Here is a 21,419-nt window from a genome sequence, read left to right as displayed (position 1 = left end):
GAGTGCCCCTGATGACCAATGCCATCGAGCCCCGCGCGCTCAATGTCGCCCCCGGCTCGATCGTCGTAGTCCGCGACGAGGAATGGCTGGTCACCTCGGCCGAACAGGGTTCCGACGGCTGGCTACTGCGGGTGCGCGGCCTCGGCGAACTGGTCGCCGACACCACCGCCACGTTCTACGAAAGCCTCGACCACATCGAGGTTCTCGACCCCGCCAAGGCCAAGATCATTTCCGACGGTTCGTCGGGCTACCGCAACTCCCGCCTGTGGCTCGAGGCCCTGCTGCGCAAAACCCCCTTCCCGTACGGCGACCAGACCGTCACCGTCTCCACGCAGATGCTCGCCGACTCCCTCGGCTACCAGCGCGCCGCCGTCGCCAAAGCCCTTGACCCCCAGCACATCCGCCCCCGCATCCTCCTCGCGGATGCGGTCGGCCTCGGCAAGACCCTCGAGATCGGCATGATCCTCTCGGAACTGGTGCGCCGCGGCCGTGGCGAGCGCATCCTCATCGTCACCCCCAAGCACGTCCTCGAACAGATGCAGCACGAACTGTGGTGCCGTTTCGCCCTCCCGTTCGTCCGCCTGGACTCGGCGGGCATCCAGAAGGTCCGCCAGAAACTCCCCGCCACCCGCAACCCCTTCACGTATTACAAGCGCGCGATCATCTCGATCGACACCCTCAAAAGCCCCCGCTACAAAGCACATCTGGAGCGCCAGCACTGGGATGCGGTGGTGATCGACGAGTCCCACAACCTCACCAACGTCGGTACCCAGAACAACGAATTGGCCCGAGTCCTTGCCCCCAACACCGAGGCCCTGATCCTCGCCTCCGCCACCCCGCACAACGGCCGCGAGGAATCCTTCGCCGAACTACTCCGCCTGCTCGACCCCACCGCGGTCGCCGCCGACGGCTCCTTCACCAAGGAGGACGTGCAGAACCTGCTGATCCGCAGGCACCGTCACCACGACGAGGTCGCCGCGGAGGTCGGCAGCGACTGGGCCGAACGCGCTGAGCCCGTGCATCTCCCCGTCAAACCCTCCCCCGCCGAAGACGCTGTTGCCCAGGAACTTTCGCAGGTGTGGCTGCACCCTCAGGGTGCATCCCCCTACTCCGGCGAAACCAAGGGCCTGTTCCCCTGGACCCTGGCGAAGGCCTTCCTGTCCTCCCCCGCCGCCCTGCGCGAGTCGATCAACCAGCGCCGCGACAAACTCCGCGACGGCACCCCCGAACAGCACATCGAACTCGCCGCCCTGAACACCCTCAGCGACCTCAACGACAAGGCCTTCACCGAATCCGCAGGCAAGCAGGCCGCCCTGGTCGCACGCCTGAAAGACATCGGCGTCGGCCCGAAGTCATCGATGCGCGCCGTAGTCTTCGCCGAACGCGTCGCCACCTTGAAATGGCTAAAGGAGCTCCTGCCCGCCGCCCTAGGCCTGAAGCCGGAGAACATCGCCATGCTGCACGGCGGCCTGTCGGATGTGGAGCAGCAGGAGATCGTCGACAGCTTCAAACTCGAAACCTCCCCCATCCGCGTGCTGGTCACCGGCGATGTCGCCTCCGAGGGCGTGAACCTGCACGCCCAGTGCCACAACCTGATTCACTACGACATCCCCTGGTCGCTGATCCGCATCGAACAGCGCAATGGCCGCGTCGACCGCTACGGCCAGAAGTTCCCGCCGGTCATCTCCTCGCTCATCCTGGAACCCTCTGACCCCGAGTTCTCCGGCGACCTGCGTGTCCTGTCGCGCCTGCTCGAACGCGAGAACCAGGCGCACTCCACCCTGGGCGATGTCGCGTCCCTGATGGGCAAGCACAGTGTGGGCGAAGAGGAATCGGCCATCCGCGATGTCCTCGCGGGCAAAGCAACCCTCGACGACCAGGTCCGCACCGTCGAAGACCTCCTCGACGGCGACGACTTCGACTCCTTCTTCGCTCAACTCGACACCGACGACGTGCCAGAGCTTCCCGAGCGCCCTCGCCAAAGCCTCTACGCCGACGACATCGAGTTCCTCGAAGAAGCCCTCCACGCCGCCTACAACGACGTCCCGCACGCCACTCCCGCCAACGGTGGCGTCGGCTGGGCTCTGCACGCCAATCACGGTATCGCCGAACTGATTCCACCCCGCGACCTGCGCCAGCGCCTGGCCCACCTCCCACAGAACTACCGCGAGCAGGGCCGCATCGACACCCAGCTCAAGCTCGCCACCAACACCCAGGTCGGCAACGCCCAGCTCCGCGCCGCCCGCCAGGGCAAAGGCATCAACAACACCACCTGGCCCGAAGCCCACTTCCTCGGCCCCCTGCACCCCGTGCTCGACTGGGCCAGCGACCGCGCCCTGTCCGCCCTCGGCCGCAACCAGATCTTCGCCATCCGCGGCGGCGTCGACGCCGTCACGGTCCTGCTGATGGGCACCTTGATGAACCGCCGCGGCCAGCTCGTGTCCCGCGTCTTCTCCACCGTCGAATTCCCCGACCCCGACCGCCCGAGCCTGGCCTTCACCAGCCCCCTGGAGAACCTCGACTTCCTGCTCACCGACACCGGTTTGAAGCCCGACACCGGTTTGAAGCCCGACACCGCCAACCCCGGTCCCATCCCCGACCCGGACCGCTACCAGCAGCTGATCCCCCTCGCCGTCGACAACGCCACCCAATCGATGAAACTCGTCCTCGGCGAACAGGAACGCACCGCCAACGAACGCCTCGCCCAATGGCGCCGCCGCGCCGAACGCTGGCACTCCGGCGCCGACCAACTCGAACTGTTCGGCGGCGCGCGCAAGAAGGTCGACAAGTACGCCCAACGGATCGCCGAAGAACAACGCCTCGCCGAATCCCAGGCCCCACCCAGCAGTTGGTGCGTCCCCTGCTGGTGATCGTCCCCGGAAAGGACCAGTAATCATGGCCTCTTTCGATTCCATCGTCGTCGGCGAGGATTGGATCTCGGAGCACTACTTCACCACCGATTCGGTGAAGGAGTCGTTCCACGGCAAGGTCATGGAGCTGCGCAAGGCGTGGGACGCCGAGGCCAAGGAAGGCCGCAAGACCGTCCGCAGCTCGCTACTGTCCGCCGCGGGTGAGCTGCACACTATGCTGGGTGCACTCGCTGAGAATCCCGAGTCCGCCTTGAAATCAAGTGCCGCTGTCCGCGCGGCATTCGGTTTCGACGGCGAGCTGACCCCATTCACCGCCGAACGCGCCGGCTCCGAACTGGTCATCCCCGATGCCGCCCTCGCCGAAACCCCGAATGTGCTGTTCCTACAAGCGAAACCAGTCGAATCGATCGAAGACTTCCTCGGCACGGGCGAACTGATCACCCCCGCCATCGAAGACAACAAATCACTCGAGTCCGCGTCGAAAGCCGTCTCAGCCGCCTTCCGCTCCGACACCCCACCCGCATTCGTCGTAGTCCAAGCAGGCCGCTGGCTCGTCCTCGCCGAAGCCGAACGCTGGGCCGAGGGCCGCTACCTCGCCCTGGACCTCCTGGTCGTAGCCGAACGCCGCCACGACGCCCGCGGCGGCGAAATAGACCGCGCCGCAGCCATCTTCGGCCATCAGGCGTTGAAGCCCGACGCCGACGGCAACATCTGGTGGACCGGCGTCCTCGAAGACTCGGTGAAACACACCGTCGGCGTCTCCAAGGACCTCCGCGAAGGCATCCGCCTCTCCATCGAAATCATCGCCAACGAGGTCGTCAACCGCCGCCGCGCCCGCGACCTCCCGCTGGACAACATCGACGGCAACGAACTAGCCAAACACTCCCTGCGCTTCCTGTACCGAATCCTGTTCCTGCTCTACGCCGAAGCCTCCCCCGAAATGCAGGTCCTCCCCACCGGCGCAGCCGAATACGAAGAGGGCTACGGCCTCGACCGCCTCCGCGAACTAACCCTCACCGAACTCGTCTCCCACCACGCCCGCACCGGCACCCACCTCTACGAATCCCTGGCGAAACTATTCTGGTTGGTGGAAAACGGACACACCCCGACCGTGCGCGAGAACGTCACCGATGATCCCGCCCCCGGCCTCGAATTCAACCGTTTGCGCGCAGACCTGTTCTCCCCCAAGGCAACCTCCCTGATCGACGAGGTAGGCCTCGGCAACGACGCCACCCAACAGGTACTCGCCCACCTCCTGCTGACCAAGGAATCCAAGTCTCGCAAGGGCGCCGACCGCGGCTTCATCAGCTATGCCGAACTCGGCATCAACCAACTGGGCGCGGTCTACGAGGGCCTGATGTCCTACACCGGCTTCTTCGCCGAAGAAGACCTCTACGAAGTAGCCAAAGACGGCAACCCCGAAAAAGGCTCCTGGGTAGTCCCCACCCACCGAGCCGACCACCTCTCCGAATCCGACTTCGTCCGCATCGAAGACCCCGCCACCGGCGAAAAGAAGCCCGTCCTCCACCCCAAGGGCACCTTCGTCTTCCGCCTAGCCGGCCGCGAACGCCAACAGTCCGCGTCGTACTACACCCCCGAAGTCCTGACCAAGTTCGTCGTCTCCCAGGCCCTCGAAGAACTCCTCGACCAAGACGGCCACCGCACCACCCCCGACGAAATCCTGTCCCTCACCATCTGCGAACCCGCCCTCGGCTCTGGCGCGTTCGCGATCGAAGCTGTCCGCCAGCTCGCCGCCGAATACTTGAAGCGCAAGCAGGAAGACCTCGGCGAACTGATCGACGCCGACCAGTACACGATCGAACTCCAAAAGGTGAAGGCCCACATCGCCATCCACCAGGTCTACGGCGTCGACCTCAACGCAACAGCCGTCGAACTAGCCGAAATCTCCCTCTGGCTCGACACCATGGTCGCCGGCCTGCAAGCCCCCTGGTTCGGCCTCCACCTCCGCCGAGGCAACTCCCTGATCGGCGCCCGTCGAGCGGTCTACACCCCCACCGACCTCACCAAAAAGGCCTGGCTCAAAACCGTCCCCAAGGACGTCCCCCTCGGCACCGAAATCGGCGCAGGCATCCACCACTTCCTCCTCCCCGCCGAAGGCTGGGGCGCCATAGTCGACACCGCCGAAGCCAAAACCTACGCCCCCGACCAGCGCGAAGAACTCCGCTTGTGGCGCAACGAAATCCGCAAGTCCCCTTCCAAAGACATCACCAAACGCCTGGCCTCCCTCGCTCAACGCGTCGAAACCCTATGGGAGTTCACCCTCCGCCGCCTGACCATCGCCGAGTCCGAAATTCGCCGCGATCTCCACTTGTGGCGCAGCGAACCCATCGACCATGTTCCCGCAGTCACCCGCGAACAAATCGAAGCGGTCCTGAACGACGAGAACGGTTCCTATCAGCGGTTGCGTCGTGTGATGAACGCTTGGTGCGCGATCTGGTCATGGCCAGTCACCGGCGACATCGCGGCACCGGACTGGGACCAGTGGGTCGGGGGCCTCGAAGCTATCCTCGGCACCACAGCCAAGGCTGGCAAGTTCGAGAAGTACGGCCAAACCAGCTTCGCCTCAGACCTAGGCTGGTCCGAACTAGACGTCACTGAAGACAACGACCGGGTATTCGCCCAGGCCAAGTCGTTCGATGCAGCTGTGACGGAGTTCCCATGGCTCACCGTTGCTTCGCGAATCGCCGAAGTTCAGGGCTTCCACCACTGGGAACTGGACTTCGCACCAGTATTCGCTCAAGGCGGGTTCGACCTCCAGGTTGGTAACCCGCCGTGGGTTCGGCCCGACTGGGACCAAGCCGGCGCACTCGCGGAGTTCGACCCGTGGTGGAAACTGACTGACAAGATCTCGGAGACCACTCGCCTGGAGAAGATGGCCGCGAGTTTCAGAGAAAGCGAATTGCGCGACACTCTTCTATCAGAGCGAGCCTCACAGTCCGGCATCAACGAGCACCTCAGCTCCGCTACAGAACGACCTATCCTTCGCGGACTTCGGCCCGACTTATATCGCTGTTTCATGGAGCACACATGGCGAACCATGTCCAAGAGAGGAATAGTCGGACTAATTCATCCAGAGACCCACTTCTCCGAGCTACGCGCCAATATATTCAGGACCTACACATACCGCCATCTGCGACGTCACTGGGCATTTAAGAACAACGCATACATCTTCCGAGAGATAAGCGACAAGAAGGATTTTGGTGTCCATGTATACGGCGTGCTTCAAGATACGATCGAATTCACTCAAGCATCGTGGATATACCACCCAGACGTAGTACAGAGATCATTCCATCACGATGGTAGCGGGACTCCTCCGGGCGTAAGGGATTCGAATGGCCACTGGGATATTCACCCACACCAAGAGCGGATCACTACAATATCTGAATCAAGCCTCGCTGGTTGGGCAAAACTTCTCGACGAACCGGGCACACCAGCTCCGGAGGCCCGTATGGTTTATCCAGTCAATAGAGCCAGCGCAACGGTAATTCAAAAGATATCTTCAAGCCCACGACTTGCAGAAGTCCCATATAGGTCAGCATTGGGATGGAACGAGCTCGCCGATCGGCGAGCTGGACATTTCGAGTCGCGCTCCGCAGTTCCAACATCATGGAGGGATGTGATCCTTCAAGGCCCACATCTGACGGTGGCATGTCCAGTATTCCAGGAGGCAAATCCGACGATGCGCGGCCAATCGGACTACTCACGGGTTGACCTAGAAAGCATTCCCTCCGAATTTATCCCGCGAACAAACTATCAGCGATCGTCGCTGTCGGAAGTTTACAGATCGGCATACCCTAGCTGGGACAGCAAACCCAGCTCAGACTTCTTCAGAATCGCTTGGCGCAGAATGGCTGACCCCGCAACAGTACGCTCACTCCATGCAGCGATAATCCCGCCTGGCCCTTGTCACGTCAATCTCCTTCGAAGCGCGGCCTTGCCATCCAGTACTGACCTTGTGATAGCTGCTGGGATCTGGTCGTCAATCGTTGCGGACTTCTTTGTCAAAGTAACCGGCCTCACCGAACTAGCCGGTCCCACGGTGGGCAGACTCCCACATATTCGAGGTCACATGCTAGAAGCTGCACTGATCCTTCGTACTCTTCGGCTAAATTGCCTCATCGCAGAGTACAAACCCCTGTGGGACGAAATGTATTCGCCTGAGTGGCAACGTGACTCCTGGGCATACGTCTCGAACCACACCCCTGCCCCCCAATGCCTGGGCCAAGTTCCCCAAGACTGGACCATAGCGGTGCCACTCCGAACCGCCGCCGAGCGTCGCCAGGCCCTCATCGAAATCGACTCCATAGTAGCCGTAATGCTCGACATCACCGCCGAAGAACTCCTAACCATCTACCGCACCCAATTCCCCGTCCTCCAAAAATACGAACGCGAAGCCCTCTACGACACCACCGGCCGCCAACTCCCCACCAAACTAGCCACCGAATACCGCAAAAAGGGCACCCTCCCCCCATCCGACCTCACTATCGACGGCATCACATACGTAGAGCCCTTCACCGCAGTAGACCGAGAACGCGACATGAAACTCGCCCACGACCACTTCGCCGAACTCGCCCGCCAAGCCACAACCTGAACACCGCAAAACGAAGACCGCACCGCAGCCAGATGAGGACACAATGAACTACCCGCCACCCCCAGGACCCCAACCACCGCACGGTCAGCCGTACTACCCCCGAAACTACGGCCCGCCCCCGAAGAAGGGCATACCGAACTGGGGAATCGCCGTCATCCTCGCGGCAGTCGCCATCGTCGGTATCGGAGTCGCGACCGGGTCAATAAACACCCCAAAAGCCGCCCCCGCAGGAAACGCAGTCCATGACGACGGCATAAAATTCACAATAACCACGTGGGAGCAAGGTGCCACCGAGACTCGCGACGGCTTGTTCTCAGACACAGCCCAAGGCGAGTTCGTCATCGTAAAGTTCCAAGCAAGCAACCTATCCGACGAGCCACAGGACTACACACTCAGCCAACAACGACTCTTCGACGAAAAGGGCCGAGAATTTGAACCCATCTCCTCCGGCCACACCAGCCTGAATCCCGGATTCACAGAAGAAGAATCAATCGCCTTCGACGTCCCAAAAGGCACGGTCGCCACAGCGATCGAATTCAAGGGCGGCTTCTTCGGCTCAGGCGCCCGCGTAAAACTCACACCTACGGCCAAGTCCGATTGAACCTTTCGTACCGCACTCGAGGCGAATCGTCTTCCCGCATATAGTCCGCAACTGGACAACATCCGGCCATTTTCCAGAAGGAGTATTCTATGAAGGCGGACGCATGGGCGCCAAAGGCATTGTTCGACAGTGCGGTGCAGTACGAGATTCCGGTGTTTCAACGTCCGTATGTGTGGTCCGAGGAAGACCAGTGGTCTCCACTCTGGCGCGACGTGCAGCGCCTCGCCGACAAGGTGATTGCTGCCGGTGAGTCCGCAGACACTCTCGCCACCATTGGGGTACATTTTCTCGGCGCCATAGTGTTCAAAGCTAAAGCGCCTATCACCGGCGACGTGACTCGCTACGAAGTCATCGACGGACAGCAGCGCACCACGACGTTGCAGGTGATGCTCGACGCCGCTCAAAAGGTCTTGACGGAGCTGAAGTTCGACGACCACGGTGAGGCTCTCTCGGAGCTGACGTGTAACCGGGCCAAGAGATTCCAGGGCAAGCCAGCTCAGTACAAAGTGTGGCCTTCTCGTTCCGACCGGGATGCGTTTGCTGCCGTGATGAGCGAGGACACGGACCTGGCACCGTTCGCTGAACACCGAATCATCGAGGCGAGCCGCTTCTTTCAGGATGAGATCCGCACCTGGATCAGCGGAGCGTCAGACGACGCCGACGCCGACGCCGACGCCGACGTCATCGCGGCTCAGCGAGCGGAAGCACTCACCGACGTCCTGCAATCGCGATTGTGCTTGGTCGCGATCAACCTCTCAGGACACGACGACGACCAGCTGATCTTCGAAACGCTCAACGACCGTGGAGCGCCCCTACTCAAGGCTGATCTGATCAAGAACTGGATCTTCCAGCAGGGTGAGAAGATCGGCGCCGAAACCGACAATTGGCCGGATAGGTTCTGGAGCGACTTCGACGACGACTGGTGGCGCGAAGAGACCTCTCAGGGTCGACATATGCGATCACGTATCGACACGTTCCTGCAGTACTGGCTGACCATGCGCACCCGGGACGAGGTCCTCACCGACGACGTGTTCCGCAAGTTCACCGAGTACGCGGCCGACCGGATGTCGGCCTCCGACAGAGCCGAAGCGTTCCTCGCCGAACTCCTCCGCGATGCCGAGAAGTTCAGGTTGATGGCTGAGAATCCAGACGGCTCGGAGGTAGGAAGGTTCTACTTCAGAGTCGTCCAAGAGTTCGAACTGGCAGCCACGATGCCACTACTGATGTGGATCATCTCTGACAACCACAAGGTTCCCGAACCACAAGTGCGGCAGGCGCTATCGGCGCTCGAGAGCTGGGTCATCCGCCGGACCTTGCTACGCCGAACCATGAAGGACGTCAACAAGACCATGGTGTCCATTCTCGGGATGCTTGATGAGAACGCCAGCGAAGCAATCGGCACCATTGTTGCTGGGTTCCTTGCCGTCCAGCGGTCCGAGGCACGACGTTGGCCGACCGACGACGAGATGGTCGCGGAAGTACCGAACCTGCGGATGTACGGCAACATTCGACAGGGGCGGCTCCGAGTGGTACTCGAAGGCGTAGAGCATCAGCTTCGCACCGAGTACAACGAAGACGTCCAGATTGGGCACACGCTGCAAATCGAGCATGTCATGCCGCGGCAGTGGCGCACCCACTGGGATATCGGACTCGACGAGTCCGAAGCCGCCGATCGTGATCGTTTGATCAACACACTCGGCAACCTCACATTGGTCACCCAGAAGCTCAACGGCTCGTTGTCTCATCGCCCCTGGACCCAGGAAGAAGCGGCCGTGGCAGCACCAACCGGCAAGGAAGCCGGCCGCGGAAAGCGTTCCCTCCTCGGCAAATACAGTGTGCTGCGGATGAACAAGCAGCTCATCGACGAGCACCACGAGCAGTGGACCGACGACGATATTCGATCCCGTTCAGTAGACCTGACGAAGCGGATATGCGCCGTATGGGCCGGACCGTACGCGGCGCCATAGATCTTCACCGCCATCACCTCACCTGGGCTACCTCGGCTGACGTTTCACCCCGGCGTCAGCCGAGTAGGTGACAGCGAACTCCTGCCGCACGTCGGGCCTTGACCCAGGGCGCTCGATGTCATGACCGGCTGACCTGCCGCTCCACCTCGAACTTCTTGTCGGCGAGATTACGGACGGTCGGCCGGACGCAGCGCCGATGCGGACGGGCGAGCGGCCGGCCGATAAGTCACATCCGTTGCGGTGCAGCCATTCCCAACTGACCCAGGCCGAGTTCCAGGGTTCGAGCAGTCAACCAGCAAAGCGCGATTCGGTTCGATCGGATCGGTTCAGTAGCCGCGAGGACCGGGCACGCGTCGTAGAAGGTGGTGTAGGAACGGGCAAGCTCGTAGAGGTAGCCCGCCAGGCGGTGCGGCTCCAGTACGTCGGCTACCTCGGCCAGGACAGTCCCGTAGCCATCGAGCACCAACGCCAGCTCCCGCTCGGCCGGATCGAGCGGGACTGCAGTATTGACCGTGGACAGTGTCGTGGCGTCGGCCTTGCGCAGGATCGAACGCACTCGAGCATGGGCATACTGCAGGTAAACACCGGTATTGCCGTTCAGCATCGTCATCCGGTCCAGGTCGAAGGTATAGTCCTTGACCCGCGACGTCGACAGGTCCGCGTACTTGACCGCACCGATGCCCGCCTGCTCGGCGATGGTGTCGAGTTCGACAGCAGAAAGGTCCGGGTTCTTCTCCGCGACAACAGCACGGACGCGTGCAGCGGCTTCGTCGAGCAGGTCCATCAACCGAACAGTCCCACCCGCACGGGTTTTGAACGGTTTGCCATCGGGCCCCAGGATCGTGCCGTAAGCCACGTGATCGACCTGGATCGCCTCGGTGAGCCACCCGACTCGCCGCGCCGCTTCGAAGATCAGCTGAAAATGCAAAGCCTGTCGTGAATCGGTGACATACAGCAGCCGGTCCGCGTGCAGCGACGAGATGCGGTACCGAATGGTGGCCAGGTCGGTGCTGTCATAGCCGTACCCGCCGTCACGCTTGCGGGCCATGAGTACGACAGGCTGATCGTCAGGGCCTGTGACCTGCTCGGACAAGACGACGATCGAGCCGTCGCTGTCGACGGCTACGCCCTTGTCGATGAGTTCGGTGACCGTATCCGCGAGCTGGTCGTTGTAGAACGACTCACCGACATAGTCGTCCGGGGTGAGCAGGACACCGAGCCGGTCATAGATCGCACCGAACGCCTTCTCAGACTCGGCGACGATCTCCCGCCAGCGTGCGACCGTGTCGGGGTCGCCGGCTTGCAAGGCAACCACCCGCGTCCGCGCCCGGTCGGCGAAGGCGGGGTCGGAGTCGAACTGGGCGCGGGCAGCTTTGTACAGGCTGTCCAACGCTGACACCGAACTCGTATCATCCTCGAGTTCTCCAGTGTGCCAGGGTGATTCGGGATGCTCGTCGATGTACTGGATGAGCATCCCGAACTGGGTACCCCAATCACCGAGATGGTTCGCGCGCACGACATCAGCACCGAGAAACCCGAAAATCCGGGCAAGGCTGTCACCGATGATCGTGGTCCGCAGATGCCCGACATGCATCTCCTTCGCCACGTTCGGCGCGGAGTAGTCGATGACCACCCGATGCCCGCTCTCAGTTGCTGGCACACCGAGACGGTCATCAGCCAGCCGTGCAGCCACGCTTTCCCAGATCGCCCGATCAGCGAGAGAAATGTTCAGAAATCCTGGCCCCGACACCTGCACATCGGCGATCACACCCTCAGCGAGATCAAGCTGGCCGGCGAGCTCGCCACCGAGTTGAGCCGGTGGCATCCCGACCTTCTTCGCCAACGGCAATGCAGCGTTGGATTGGAAGTCGGCCCGATCGGATCGTCGCACTACCGGGTCCGCATCCGCCATTTCCGGGCGGACTCGCACGATCGCCTCCGACACAGCGGCAGCGACACGTCCGAGCAGCGGCACAATACCGGCAGAGCTCACCTTAGATTCCTTTCGATGGGGATGGTGAGCCCATTGTCGCAGGTGCGTCATGCGGCGTGACCAGGACCGACCTGTTCGTCTCGGACATGGCACCGGCGAAACCGCACACCGTCGACCACCTCGACCAGATTCCGCGCGACCAGCGATGCCAGTCCAGCCTGAACGGTCGAGTACAGGCGAGGGCCCGGTGTGTAGCCCAGGAAGTCTTTGCCACGCTCAGCTCCGGGCCCTTCGGCGAGTGCCTGTACGGCGTCAGACACGGTCAGTTCGAGCGCCCCCAGTATCGAAATCGCGAGCACGGCGATCGACTGCTCCGCCCTCGCACGGTCAGTGCGGTAGCGCGCCACGCTCCCGCCGAGGAACACGTGTTCACTGCTCAGGGCATTGAGGACAAGCCGTTGAGCAAATGCCGACGAATTCAGCCAGCGTTGCTCGGCGACGACAGGATCCGGGCTGAGCACACCGCTGATCCGCGAGAAGCACCGCAACCCGACTGCGCTGTCGACATCGGTATAGGTCGCGAAAAGCTTTGTCTCGTAATCGACTTCCGTGTCACTGCGCAGACCGAAGTCGTCGTGGATCTTGCACACGGCGGTGACCAGGTCGTTCATGATGTGATAACCGGGGCGATGCCGTCCGACCAACACCAGATCCAGGTCCGAGTCCGAGTGACCGGCGCCGCTGGCCTGCGAACCGTACGCCAATCCGTAGCCACCGACCGGAGTGTAGGTGCGACATAGCTGCGCCGCGGCGGCAAACAGTTCGGGAGTCACGACGCCAACCCATCCGGAAGCGATGCACGCGGGTGCGCGACCGCGTGGAAGTCGATGAAATGGACCCCACTCGGCAGCGCGACACCACCTTCCGGCATTTCGTACCGGTCGATGAACTCCTCCACGGCCCGCTCGAGCTCGAGGTCGTCGAGCAATTGCGGGTGGTGCTTGAAATGGACGCCGAAGAACCATTCTCGGGCGGATTCACGTGTGGGAGCCCAGGCCACTCCCCCGAGCCGTGTGTGGGTCAGCGTGCCGTCGCCGCGGTTCTCGGCCTCGCGAAGCGCGTCGATCAGGACGTGCCGGGTGTAAGCGCGGCCACCGCCGGGGAATGGAGCGACTGTTTCCCAGGCCTGTGTCACCAACTTCTGCTCCGAACTTTCGGCGTCGAACAACATGGCCAGCAAGTGCCCGCCCGGTGCGGTCAGCCCAACCAGGTCGAGCACGAACTTCCGCGCTTGGTCTGCGGCGACGGCCTGGTCACACCGTGGCCGCACGCCCGCTGGCGACAGCTCCTCGAAGAACTCGCCGATCGGGTAGCTCAACGACCAGAACGCCGTCACCAGGTCGAAGGTCGCCGCTCGGTCGGCCGCGAGCAGGGAGGTCACGGCGTCGCTGGTGTCCGCGCAAATCGTTTGCGCGTCGGGGAACATCTGTGCGACCGCGACTACCATCGTTTCGCTGTAATCGGCCAGCACGAGATTTCGGGCATATGGTGCGATCGCGTCCGTGATTCTGCCGGTGCCGCAGCCGAATTCGACAACATTCAACGCTGCACGCGGTGCCGCATGATGCTCGGTGAGCCAGTCCGCAACCAGGTCGATGTCTTCCGTGCCGCCGTAGAAATGCTGCAACAGCAGCTTGTCGTAGGTGCCGGCTGCCTCGTACACCGCGCGAAAACTTGAATTCGTCATGCTGCTTGTTCCTCCAGATCCGAGGCGAGATGGTCGAGGTAGGCGAGAACTTCATGCATGTGGGTTTCGGTGAGGCCAGGGTTGTTGGCCATGAACCGCAGCGGATACACGACCGATCCTTTTCGTAGGCGGCCCAGGTCATCCGGCAGCGTGAATTGGTGCAGGTGCCAGCGGCCTTCGGCGAGGATCCGATCGTGGAGGGCGATGTTGAGCTGATTGACGCGGTCCAGCCCGAACTCGTCGACACGTCCGGGCACGATGCCCGCAGGCAGGTAGGCGAAGACAACCGCCGCCAGGTCTGGTTCGTTGAGCCGAACCAGTCGTGGGTGCGCATCGACCAACTCAGCGAATCGTCGAGCCAGCTTCCGCCGATGGTCGGCGAGTTCTGCGAGTCCCGCTCGTCCGCGACCGAGCATCATCATCCACAGCTTCAGCGACATCCAGCCTTTGGTGCCGATGAACGGAGTGACCTGACCGAAGGCGAAGTCCTCCTGCATGATCAGGTCGGAGTAGGTCGAGATGGTCCGCAGCACAGCAGGTTTACGCACCAGCAGCGCACTCAGCCCGTAGGGCACGGCCATGATCTTGTGCGGGTCCACGGTGATGCTGTCGAACTCGGCGATGCCGTCGATCTTGTCCCGCAGTTTCGGGCTGAATGCCGCGAGCAGCCCCCAGCACGCGTCCGCGTGCAACCAAATTCTCGGGTCGACTGCTCGCACGAGATCGTTCACAGCCCGCAGATCCTCGACCGTCTGGGTTCGGCTGTCACCGGCATAGGCAATCACCGCCATCACGCGATCAGCATTCTCCCGCAGCGTTCGGGCGAGTTCGCTTCTCTCGTAGCGGAATCCGTCGGTGGGGACTTCGATCACCTGCGCTCCGCACCCGATCCACGTCAACGCCGCCTTCACGCTGTAGTGCCCGATCCCCTTCGGAACCACCACTCCCATCCGGCCCAGGTTGGTGACGCCGGTCTGCATCGTGCCCGGCGCTGTCGCTTCCCTGGCCAGCATCATCGCGACGGTATTGCTGGTCGTCCCGCCCGGAGTGACCATGCCGCCCACATCCCATACCGTGTGCACCGCATCGACCGGTGGACTCGGATAGCCGAGCAGGTCTCGTAGCCATCGCAATACGGCGATCTCGACGAAGGTGGCACTCGGGCTATCGAACGACTGGTTGATCATGTTCTGCTGCGTCAGCACGGCCAGTGCGCTGCCCATCAGGGCGAGCTGATCATCGCCGGTGTCACCGAAACCCATGAACCGTGGCGATGCCTCGTTCTTGCACAGCGGCAGCACGTGATCAACGAATTCGGCCAGGACCTCCTCACCGGTCATGGGCTGCACTGGGAGCTCAGTGACCAGCAGGTCTCGGATCTCGCGTGTGGTGCTTCGCCGACCGAATATCTCGGGGCGAGCCTTGAACTGCAAGCCGATATCGACGGCGCGGTGCAACAGGCCGGTCGTTGTTATCTCTGAATTCTTCACCGCCCCAGCGTCTCTCCGACCATGGCGGTGGTTCCAACAACAGGCTGCTGTACAACAGCCTGTTGTATCGAGTCAGGGCAGTTCAGAGATCGCCAGCCGAAGGGCTGCGGCCCCTGCGGCTTGGATCGGATGCTCCGCGATGATCTGCTCGACCCGCTCTGAAGTGAAGGGCTGCAACTCGAGCACGCGCCCCTCATCGTTGTCGGTCACGATTCCGCCGAATAGTTCATCGAAGACCGGCCCGTCGATGATCACAGTGGTCAGCAGATCCGTGGCGAAGCTGAGAGGATCAACGCCAAGGCCCAAGCAATAGGCCTCGACCGATCCGTCGCCGAGCCCTTCCGTGAGCCTCGAAGCGAATTCCCACGACTCGTAGCCGATCGGCGCATTCTCGCTGCCATGGTCTTCGTCGGCACCACACAGTTCCTCGGAAAACTCACGGATCATGTTGCGCCACAGGGAGAAGTCATTTCCCACGTTCCACTCGGCGTACGCCGAGGGCTGGAAGATGCCGACCGGGACCACCTGATACATCCCGCCGGCGTGGCCAACCTTGCGTGGGTCACGCCAGTGCAGCAGGAACGACCGCTCGCCGGTGTCGACGTCGCGCCGGATTGTGAGCGTGCTGATCGCGAGATTCGCACGACGTTGCTCGAGGTCACATGGGTCGGTGATCGCGGCGCGTACGCCTGGTGCGACCTGTCCGTCGCGGTAGGCAACGGCGAACTCGTGAGCAGCCGCTTCCCCTATATCCACACTGTCGAAGTAATGCCCCAGGCCGAATTGCAGGGTTGGCGTTGGACCAGTCAACTCCGCACGAAACAGTCGGTAGGTCGGACGATTCTCGAAGACTGTCGGTGCCGCGACATCGCCGACCGCTGCGGAATATGTCTCATACTCCCCGCCCTCAGCGCGCACAGGCAGGACCGAACTGCGCGGCGAATGGACCGCCGACGACAGAGCGCCTGTGGGAGACCAATCCAGCCTGATGTCGTTCAACGGAATTGGCGAGGTCGGCAGCCACTCGCGTCGTGTAAGTAGCGCGGAATCGGCCACACGGTGTGCGTTTGGGTACTCCCCCGCCGCGGCCAGGTCCAATGCGGTTCGGTGTTCACGCAGATAGGAGCGGGTTCGGACCCACGCCTGCTCGCTGTCGGTCAGGGTGCGCGATTGCGTGGGCATATGATCTCCAGATTCCTCAGCTGATCAAGCTGTCTCGATGCTGCCATGCAAGAGCCAAGCACGCTGCTCCCGGCGCAGCCATGGGTTCGGCTTCCAGCATCCGCGTCACCGACTCCTCGGTGAACGGCACTCCATCGGCGGCTCGCCCATCACCGATGCCAACGACCTCGCCTTCCTCGTTGAACTGCACCATCGTGCCGAAGATTTCGTCGAACACGTCGTCGTCGATGACGACCACCGTGAGCAACGTGGCTGCCAATGTCAGCGCATCGAGCCCGAATCCGAGTAGATGCGCGGTGACCTTTCCCTGCGCACGTGCCGCACTGAGCTGCTGATAGAACGACCAATTCGCGTAATCGATCGGAACGCTTCGCGTCCCATCGTGTTCTAGATGGCCGAGTACCTCCTCTGAATACTCCCGAACCATGTTGCGCCACAGGGAGAAATCGTTGCGGCGGTCCCACAACCCCAGACTCGACGGCTGGAACTCACCGGCCGGAATCACGTCGTAGACACCGGCTGCAGTCGCGACACGAGAAGGATCCCGCCAGTGCAGCAGAAACGACGGCGGTGCTGGGAACCTTCGCAGCCGGATCGTCAACGTCGTGATTGCCGGAATGATCGCGCGGCGAGCCGGATCGAACGGATCTCCGATGAGCTCGCGGAAAGGCAAGCAGCCCCTCAAGTCCGAGACGTCAGTGGTCGGATGAGCCAGACAAGCCGCAGCCAACTCGTGCGCGAGCGCCTCGCTTACATCGAGTTTGTCGAAGTAGCTGGCCAGCCCGAAGTCCAATACACCGGATGTGACCGTCCCGCCGAGATACCGGTAGCTCGGTCTCGACTCGAAAAGTTGCGGCGGGTCAAGATGCTTCACCGCCGCGGAATACGTCTCGAAGGCGAGCCCGGGAACGCGCAGCGGGCGCACGGGCGCAGTCTCTCGCTCGGCACCGGTGATGTCGGCGAGTTGCGGTCCTTCGTCGAGTTCGAGAGAGAGTGATTCCAAATCTACTGGGGCAGTTGGCAGCCAACCATCGAGAGTGATCAGCGACGTCCTCGGAAGCCGGTATTCTTCCGGATACCATGCGGTCGCCAGTCTCGCCAGATCGTCGCGGTGGTGATTCAGCCAGTTGCGTTGGACTCGCCACCGACCTCGGCTGGTAGCCACCGCACGGGTGTCATCGGCGCCCGCCCGGCGGTGAGCGCGGCCCGCGATTCCGAGTTCCTCGGGAGGGATCCCCAAAACCCGCGCGAATCCTTGCCGTTGCTCCAGCGTGGCCTTGCGTGTTCCTTTCTCGACCTGGCTCAGGAACTGCTGCGTGATCCCCAACGCATCAGCGACCGCGGCCTGATTGGCCCCGCCCGCGAGCCGGTACTCACGAACAACCTGGCCGACCGTCGGCGGCGCAACGCCATCCCCGTCGCGCCGCAACCACCCCGACGTCTGCATCCCATCCACGATCGGCTCCTACCCAGCCAGTTCGTGACCGTTGAGATTCGCGGTCGGTGACTATTCGAGCAGATAAATGGACTTCTGTCAGCAGTTTTCGACGCCGAGCACTCGTTCAACTGCGGGCGCCACCCTTGCGTTCGCGCCGATTCCGGTTCTTGTCGGTGCCGGACTGTAGCTTGCTCATCAGCCAGCACAGACTGCCAGCCGATACGGGAGGATTTTCGTGAACGCCGAAGTACCTGAGAGTGGTATCGCCAAGGCCGTGGCCGCCTTGAATGATGGCTTGTTACAGGGGATGGAACAGGTGATAGAGCTCGGGAGGGCCCGAGGTGTCATCACCGCCGCCCAGGCCGCGCAACTTCTTGAACTGCGAGCCGAGGCAATGCCCCTGCCGCCCAAGAGGTAACGCGTGATGCCCCTCGTCCCGCCACGGCGTTGCACGATCGCTTCCCCGAAGAGAGGCACTGTTCCAGGACATATTTCGGCACGGTGCCTCACGGTGACGACATGATCCGTGTGCAATCCGGCGACCTCCTCAACGCCGACGTCGAAGCGCTCGTCAACGCCGTCAGCACAGTCGGCGTGATGGGCAAGGGGATCGCGTTGCAGTTCAAACAGACCACCCGGAGATGTTTCGGGAGTACGCCCGAGCCGCACGGGCCGGCGAAGTTCAGATCGGTGCGATGCACGTGTGGGCAACCGGCGCCACGAGCGGTCCGCGGTTCATCATCAACTTCTCGACGAAACGACACTGGCGCTCCCCCAGCCGCCTGGCCGACGTGGCCGACGTGGCCTACCGTCCCTTGCCGAGACCATCGAGCGGAGCGAGATCCGATCGGTGGCCATCCCGGCGCTCGGGTGCGGGCATGGCGGCCTCGACTGGGTGAGCGTGGAGCCGCTGATCCGTCAGACGCTGGAGCCGTTGTCTTCGGGACCGCCAACGATCTCGACAATCTGCAAGTAGCCTGGCCACACAGCGCCAGCCGAGCAGAGGACCAACGGTGGATCAGCCCGATAGCGAGACCGCTCTCAGCGTTTCCGTTGAACCGGAGGGGCTACTTGTCGCTGGCGACGCCGATGCTGTTGCCACGTACTTGCGCAAGCTGCGCTTCAACGCGGTGGAATTGGTCGAAGTGGCCGGCGTGGACGCCCAAACCGTCACCGGCGCGGCTGCCCTGGCCACCGGGCTGGCTGCGATCGGCGCTCAGCACGGAACCTTCGTCCGGATCCGGCCGGCCGATATCGAGTTGTTGCGCAAGTTCAAAGTCATTCCTGGGGAATCGGGCTTCAACCGGATGACAGTCACCGACGTCGCCGGGCGCTTTCGCGGCCAAATGCAATGGCAGCCAGTACAACTGGCGGGGACCAAAGCGCTCTCGCTGCAAATGGCCGTCGCGACGATCGCTCTTCAGACCGCGATCGCTGAGACAACTGCGGCCATCGAGCGTGTCGAAGGCACCGTTGATCAGGTGTTGAACCTGGCCAAGGCAACCACGATCGGTGACGTCATCGGGCATCACCGATCGTTGACGCGGATCGTGCGCACGCTCGATGAAACCGGCACGCTGCCCGCGGTCGACTGGGACTCGGTCGCACACTTGGGACCGACAATCGAGACAGTCGTGGAGCGCCTGCGCGCCCACATCAACAAAACCATCAATGGTTTCGACCGCACGAAACCCGTGCAAGATCGCGCCAAATACCTGACACGGGCAGTGCGCGACAATCGCCTGGGCGAAACCCTCGAGTTGCTCGCGCTCGCGCAGGATTCGATGTATCAGTGGCAACGCCTGCGCATCGAACGAGTCCGCGAAACCGAGTTCGCCAACCTCGAGCTGGTGATCGCGACTGCCCGCCGAATACTCGCCGAACAGCTCGACTCCGACAGCGAGCTGTTGCTCAAAGCTCGTGCCGAGCTCGCGAGCTACGCGGCGATCAAGCCCCTCGAGCTCCTGCGATGGTTGTCGACGACCCAACTCAAGCGCGACGGCGTGCAACTGCGGTGCGACCTCGACAGTTTCGCAACCGCACGTCGGGCAGAAGTCCTCGGATGGCACGATCATGAGGACCCGACCGTGCGAGACGCCCTCGCCGAACTCGGAATTCGCATCAAGTCCTTCGGCGACTCGGCCAAGGTGCTGGGCTCGCGCGGACTCGACGCCGGCGCGACCGGCTTGGACATCCTCGGCCGCAGCGCCCAACGCGTCGCGGCCCACCGCCGCAGAGAAGCCCAACCGGACACGGACGACACCGAATCACCGTGGAGTAAGTAGCGACAGCGTGGCCTCGAACAATCGGCGCGCAACGAGCTCGCGGCTGCCGCAGCGGGCTTTGCAGCTCCTGCCGGGACCCTCGAAGCGAACGAGATTCGGCAAGTCGTTCAGCCACTCACGAATGACTTCGTGTTGTCGTAGACGAGGTCGCGACTACGCGTGATCCCATCAACCGCCGAGCCTGCTGACAGTGAGCTGACAGCTTCTCGAAGCGAACTCGCCAGTGCCGTCACCGTTTCGGAGACGCGGTCTTCCACGAGCCCGGATGTCCGGGCAAGCTTGCGCCAATGCGCCGCAGTGACCTCGGCCGCGTACCGGGCTCCACCGATGCGCATCGCCAATTTCTGATCGAAGTCCGGGTACAAACCGACCGGCACAACGTCGTACATCGGCGACAGGGCAATGCTGTTGTGGCGCAACAGCAACGAGTAGTTCTTGGCGTGCGCGTCCGCGTTACCCAGGAACGTGTTGAGGGCCAGTTGCCGGATGAAATCGTAGGCGACTTCGTCATCGACCTGCTCGCGGAGCAGTCGGATGACCTGGACGGCGGAGACCCCGTACTTCTCGTCGGGGCCCCGGCCCATCGCCTGTGCGATGTCTTCGGCGTGCAGGCGCACCGCGATCTGCCCGGACCGCACTCGATCGAACCGCTCGACGAGGTACGCGGTTTGATCGAGCATGTGAACAACTCGCGCGCTCGGTGCACCGACACCGACCTGAGCGGCCAGCGTCATCGCCATCGCCTCCGCATCTTCCAATCCGACCAGTCCAGGCCGCGCCGGCTTGACGATGTGTGTCGAGGGCACCGTGGCGTTCGACCAATACCACTCGCCACCGATATCGGCGAGGGCGAATTTCCCCTGCGTACCAGCCAAGGAGAATCGGGCCGGTGTCGACGCGTCTATCCACTGATCAGGCGAACGTTTCACCGCGTCGATGCGGCCTGCGACGTCGGCGTCACTGGCCGGATCCAGTACCAGCGGCCCGGCCGTCGGCGGTTCCTCCCGCGCCGAAAGCACCAATCCACCCGCGACATCACCACCTGCCTCGGCGAGAAGTTCAACGGTATCCATCGATCCGACCCCGTACACCGATGCCATCCGTTGCCGCGCCGAAGCGTTGTCCGGCAACAGGTTGTCCAGGAAGTTCGATGCAGCGCTGCGAGTGGCACCGCCGTCGCGTGGCAGGGACAGCGATATGGTCAAGTCCCCAGTAGTGGTGTAACGCAAATCCTTCGGTTCAATGGGTCAGGCGCTGAGTTCGAGGGCGGGTTCGTTCACCTCGTTTCCGGTAT

11 protein-coding genes and 1 pseudogene are annotated in these 21,419 nt (G+C 62.6%); 5 read left to right on the top strand and 7 right to left on the bottom strand.

The window, feature by feature from the left end; translation table 11 throughout:
• The first annotated feature begins 11 nt into the window (after positions 1 to 11).
• The 4 genes and pseudogenes from ACFWUP_RS28605 to ACFWUP_RS28590 all read left to right on the top strand — a co-directional run bounded on the left by ACFWUP_RS28605 (position 12) and on the right by ACFWUP_RS28590 (position 10,050).
• Positions 12 to 2,893: pseudogene (locus ACFWUP_RS28605) on the top strand (helicase-related protein).
• A gap of 2 nt (positions 2,894 to 2,895) precedes the next feature.
• The gene (locus ACFWUP_RS28600; protein ID WP_379239077.1) at positions 2,896 to 7,482 is read left to right on the top strand and encodes an Eco57I restriction-modification methylase domain-containing protein; all 4,587 of its coding nucleotides are present in this window, start codon (positions 2,896 to 2,898) and stop codon (positions 7,480 to 7,482) included.
• A 43-nt stretch (positions 7,483 to 7,525) separates the two neighbouring features.
• On the top strand, positions 7,526 to 8,083 hold the full coding sequence (locus ACFWUP_RS28595) for a DUF4352 domain-containing protein (protein ID WP_379239076.1): 558 nt from the start codon (positions 7,526 to 7,528) through the stop codon (positions 8,081 to 8,083).
• 89 nt (positions 8,084 to 8,172) lie between these two features.
• Positions 8,173 to 10,050: a DUF262 domain-containing protein gene (locus tag ACFWUP_RS28590; protein ID WP_379239075.1), complete on the top strand. Its 1,878-nt coding sequence runs from the start codon at positions 8,173 to 8,175 to the stop codon at positions 10,048 to 10,050.
• Positions 10,051 to 10,276: 226 nt separating this feature from the next.
• Here ACFWUP_RS28590 and argS read toward each other — a convergent pair whose 3' ends face one another.
• From argS to ACFWUP_RS28560, 6 genes are all read right to left on the bottom strand, one after another.
• Positions 10,277 to 12,043 carry an arginine--tRNA ligase gene (argS, locus tag ACFWUP_RS28585; RefSeq protein WP_379239074.1) on the bottom strand — a complete coding sequence of 589 codons (1,767 nt, stop codon included), beginning with the start codon at positions 12,041 to 12,043 and terminating at the stop codon, positions 10,277 to 10,279.
• A gap of 47 nt (positions 12,044 to 12,090) precedes the next feature.
• Positions 12,091 to 12,816, bottom strand: coding sequence for a hypothetical protein (locus tag ACFWUP_RS28580; protein ID WP_379239073.1), 726 nt, complete (start codon positions 12,814 to 12,816; stop codon positions 12,091 to 12,093).
• Positions 12,813 to 13,730, bottom strand: coding sequence for a methyltransferase (locus tag ACFWUP_RS28575; RefSeq protein ID WP_379239072.1), 918 nt, complete (start codon positions 13,728 to 13,730; stop codon positions 12,813 to 12,815). The genes ACFWUP_RS28580 and ACFWUP_RS28575 overlap by 4 nt, the downstream gene beginning before the upstream one ends.
• Positions 13,727 to 15,220: a pyridoxal phosphate-dependent decarboxylase family protein gene (locus ACFWUP_RS28570; RefSeq protein ID WP_379239071.1), complete on the bottom strand. Its 1,494-nt coding sequence runs from the start codon at positions 15,218 to 15,220 to the stop codon at positions 13,727 to 13,729. The genes ACFWUP_RS28575 and ACFWUP_RS28570 overlap by 4 nt, the downstream gene beginning before the upstream one ends.
• A gap of 72 nt (positions 15,221 to 15,292) precedes the next feature.
• Positions 15,293 to 16,402, bottom strand: coding sequence for a hypothetical protein (locus ACFWUP_RS28565; protein ID WP_379239070.1), 1,110 nt, complete (start codon positions 16,400 to 16,402; stop codon positions 15,293 to 15,295).
• Between the two features lie 16 nt (positions 16,403 to 16,418).
• Positions 16,419 to 17,849, bottom strand: a complete 1,431-nt coding sequence (locus tag ACFWUP_RS28560; RefSeq protein WP_379239114.1) for a helix-turn-helix domain-containing protein — start codon at positions 17,847 to 17,849, stop codon at positions 16,419 to 16,421.
• A 1,004-nt stretch (positions 17,850 to 18,853) separates the two neighbouring features.
• On the opposite strand from ACFWUP_RS28560, the gene ACFWUP_RS28555 reads away from it, so the two are divergent.
• The gene (locus ACFWUP_RS28555) at positions 18,854 to 20,125 is read left to right on the top strand and encodes a hypothetical protein (protein ID WP_379239069.1); all 1,272 of its coding nucleotides are present in this window, start codon (positions 18,854 to 18,856) and stop codon (positions 20,123 to 20,125) included.
• Positions 20,126 to 20,232: 107 nt separating this feature from the next.
• Here the strand turns inward: ACFWUP_RS28555 and ACFWUP_RS28550 are convergent, their stop codons facing one another.
• A complete protein-coding gene (locus ACFWUP_RS28550; protein WP_379239068.1) occupies positions 20,233 to 21,330 on the bottom strand; it encodes a HipA domain-containing protein in 1,098 nt (365 codons plus the stop codon).
• Positions 21,331 to 21,419: the final 89 nt, after the last annotated feature.

This window comes from Nocardia sp. NPDC058658 (assembly GCF_042716665.1).
Taxonomy (GTDB): domain Bacteria; phylum Actinomycetota; class Actinomycetes; order Mycobacteriales; family Mycobacteriaceae; genus Nocardia.
The sequence above is the reverse complement of the archived record's forward strand: the minus strand, read 5'-3'. Positions and strand labels throughout refer to the sequence as shown.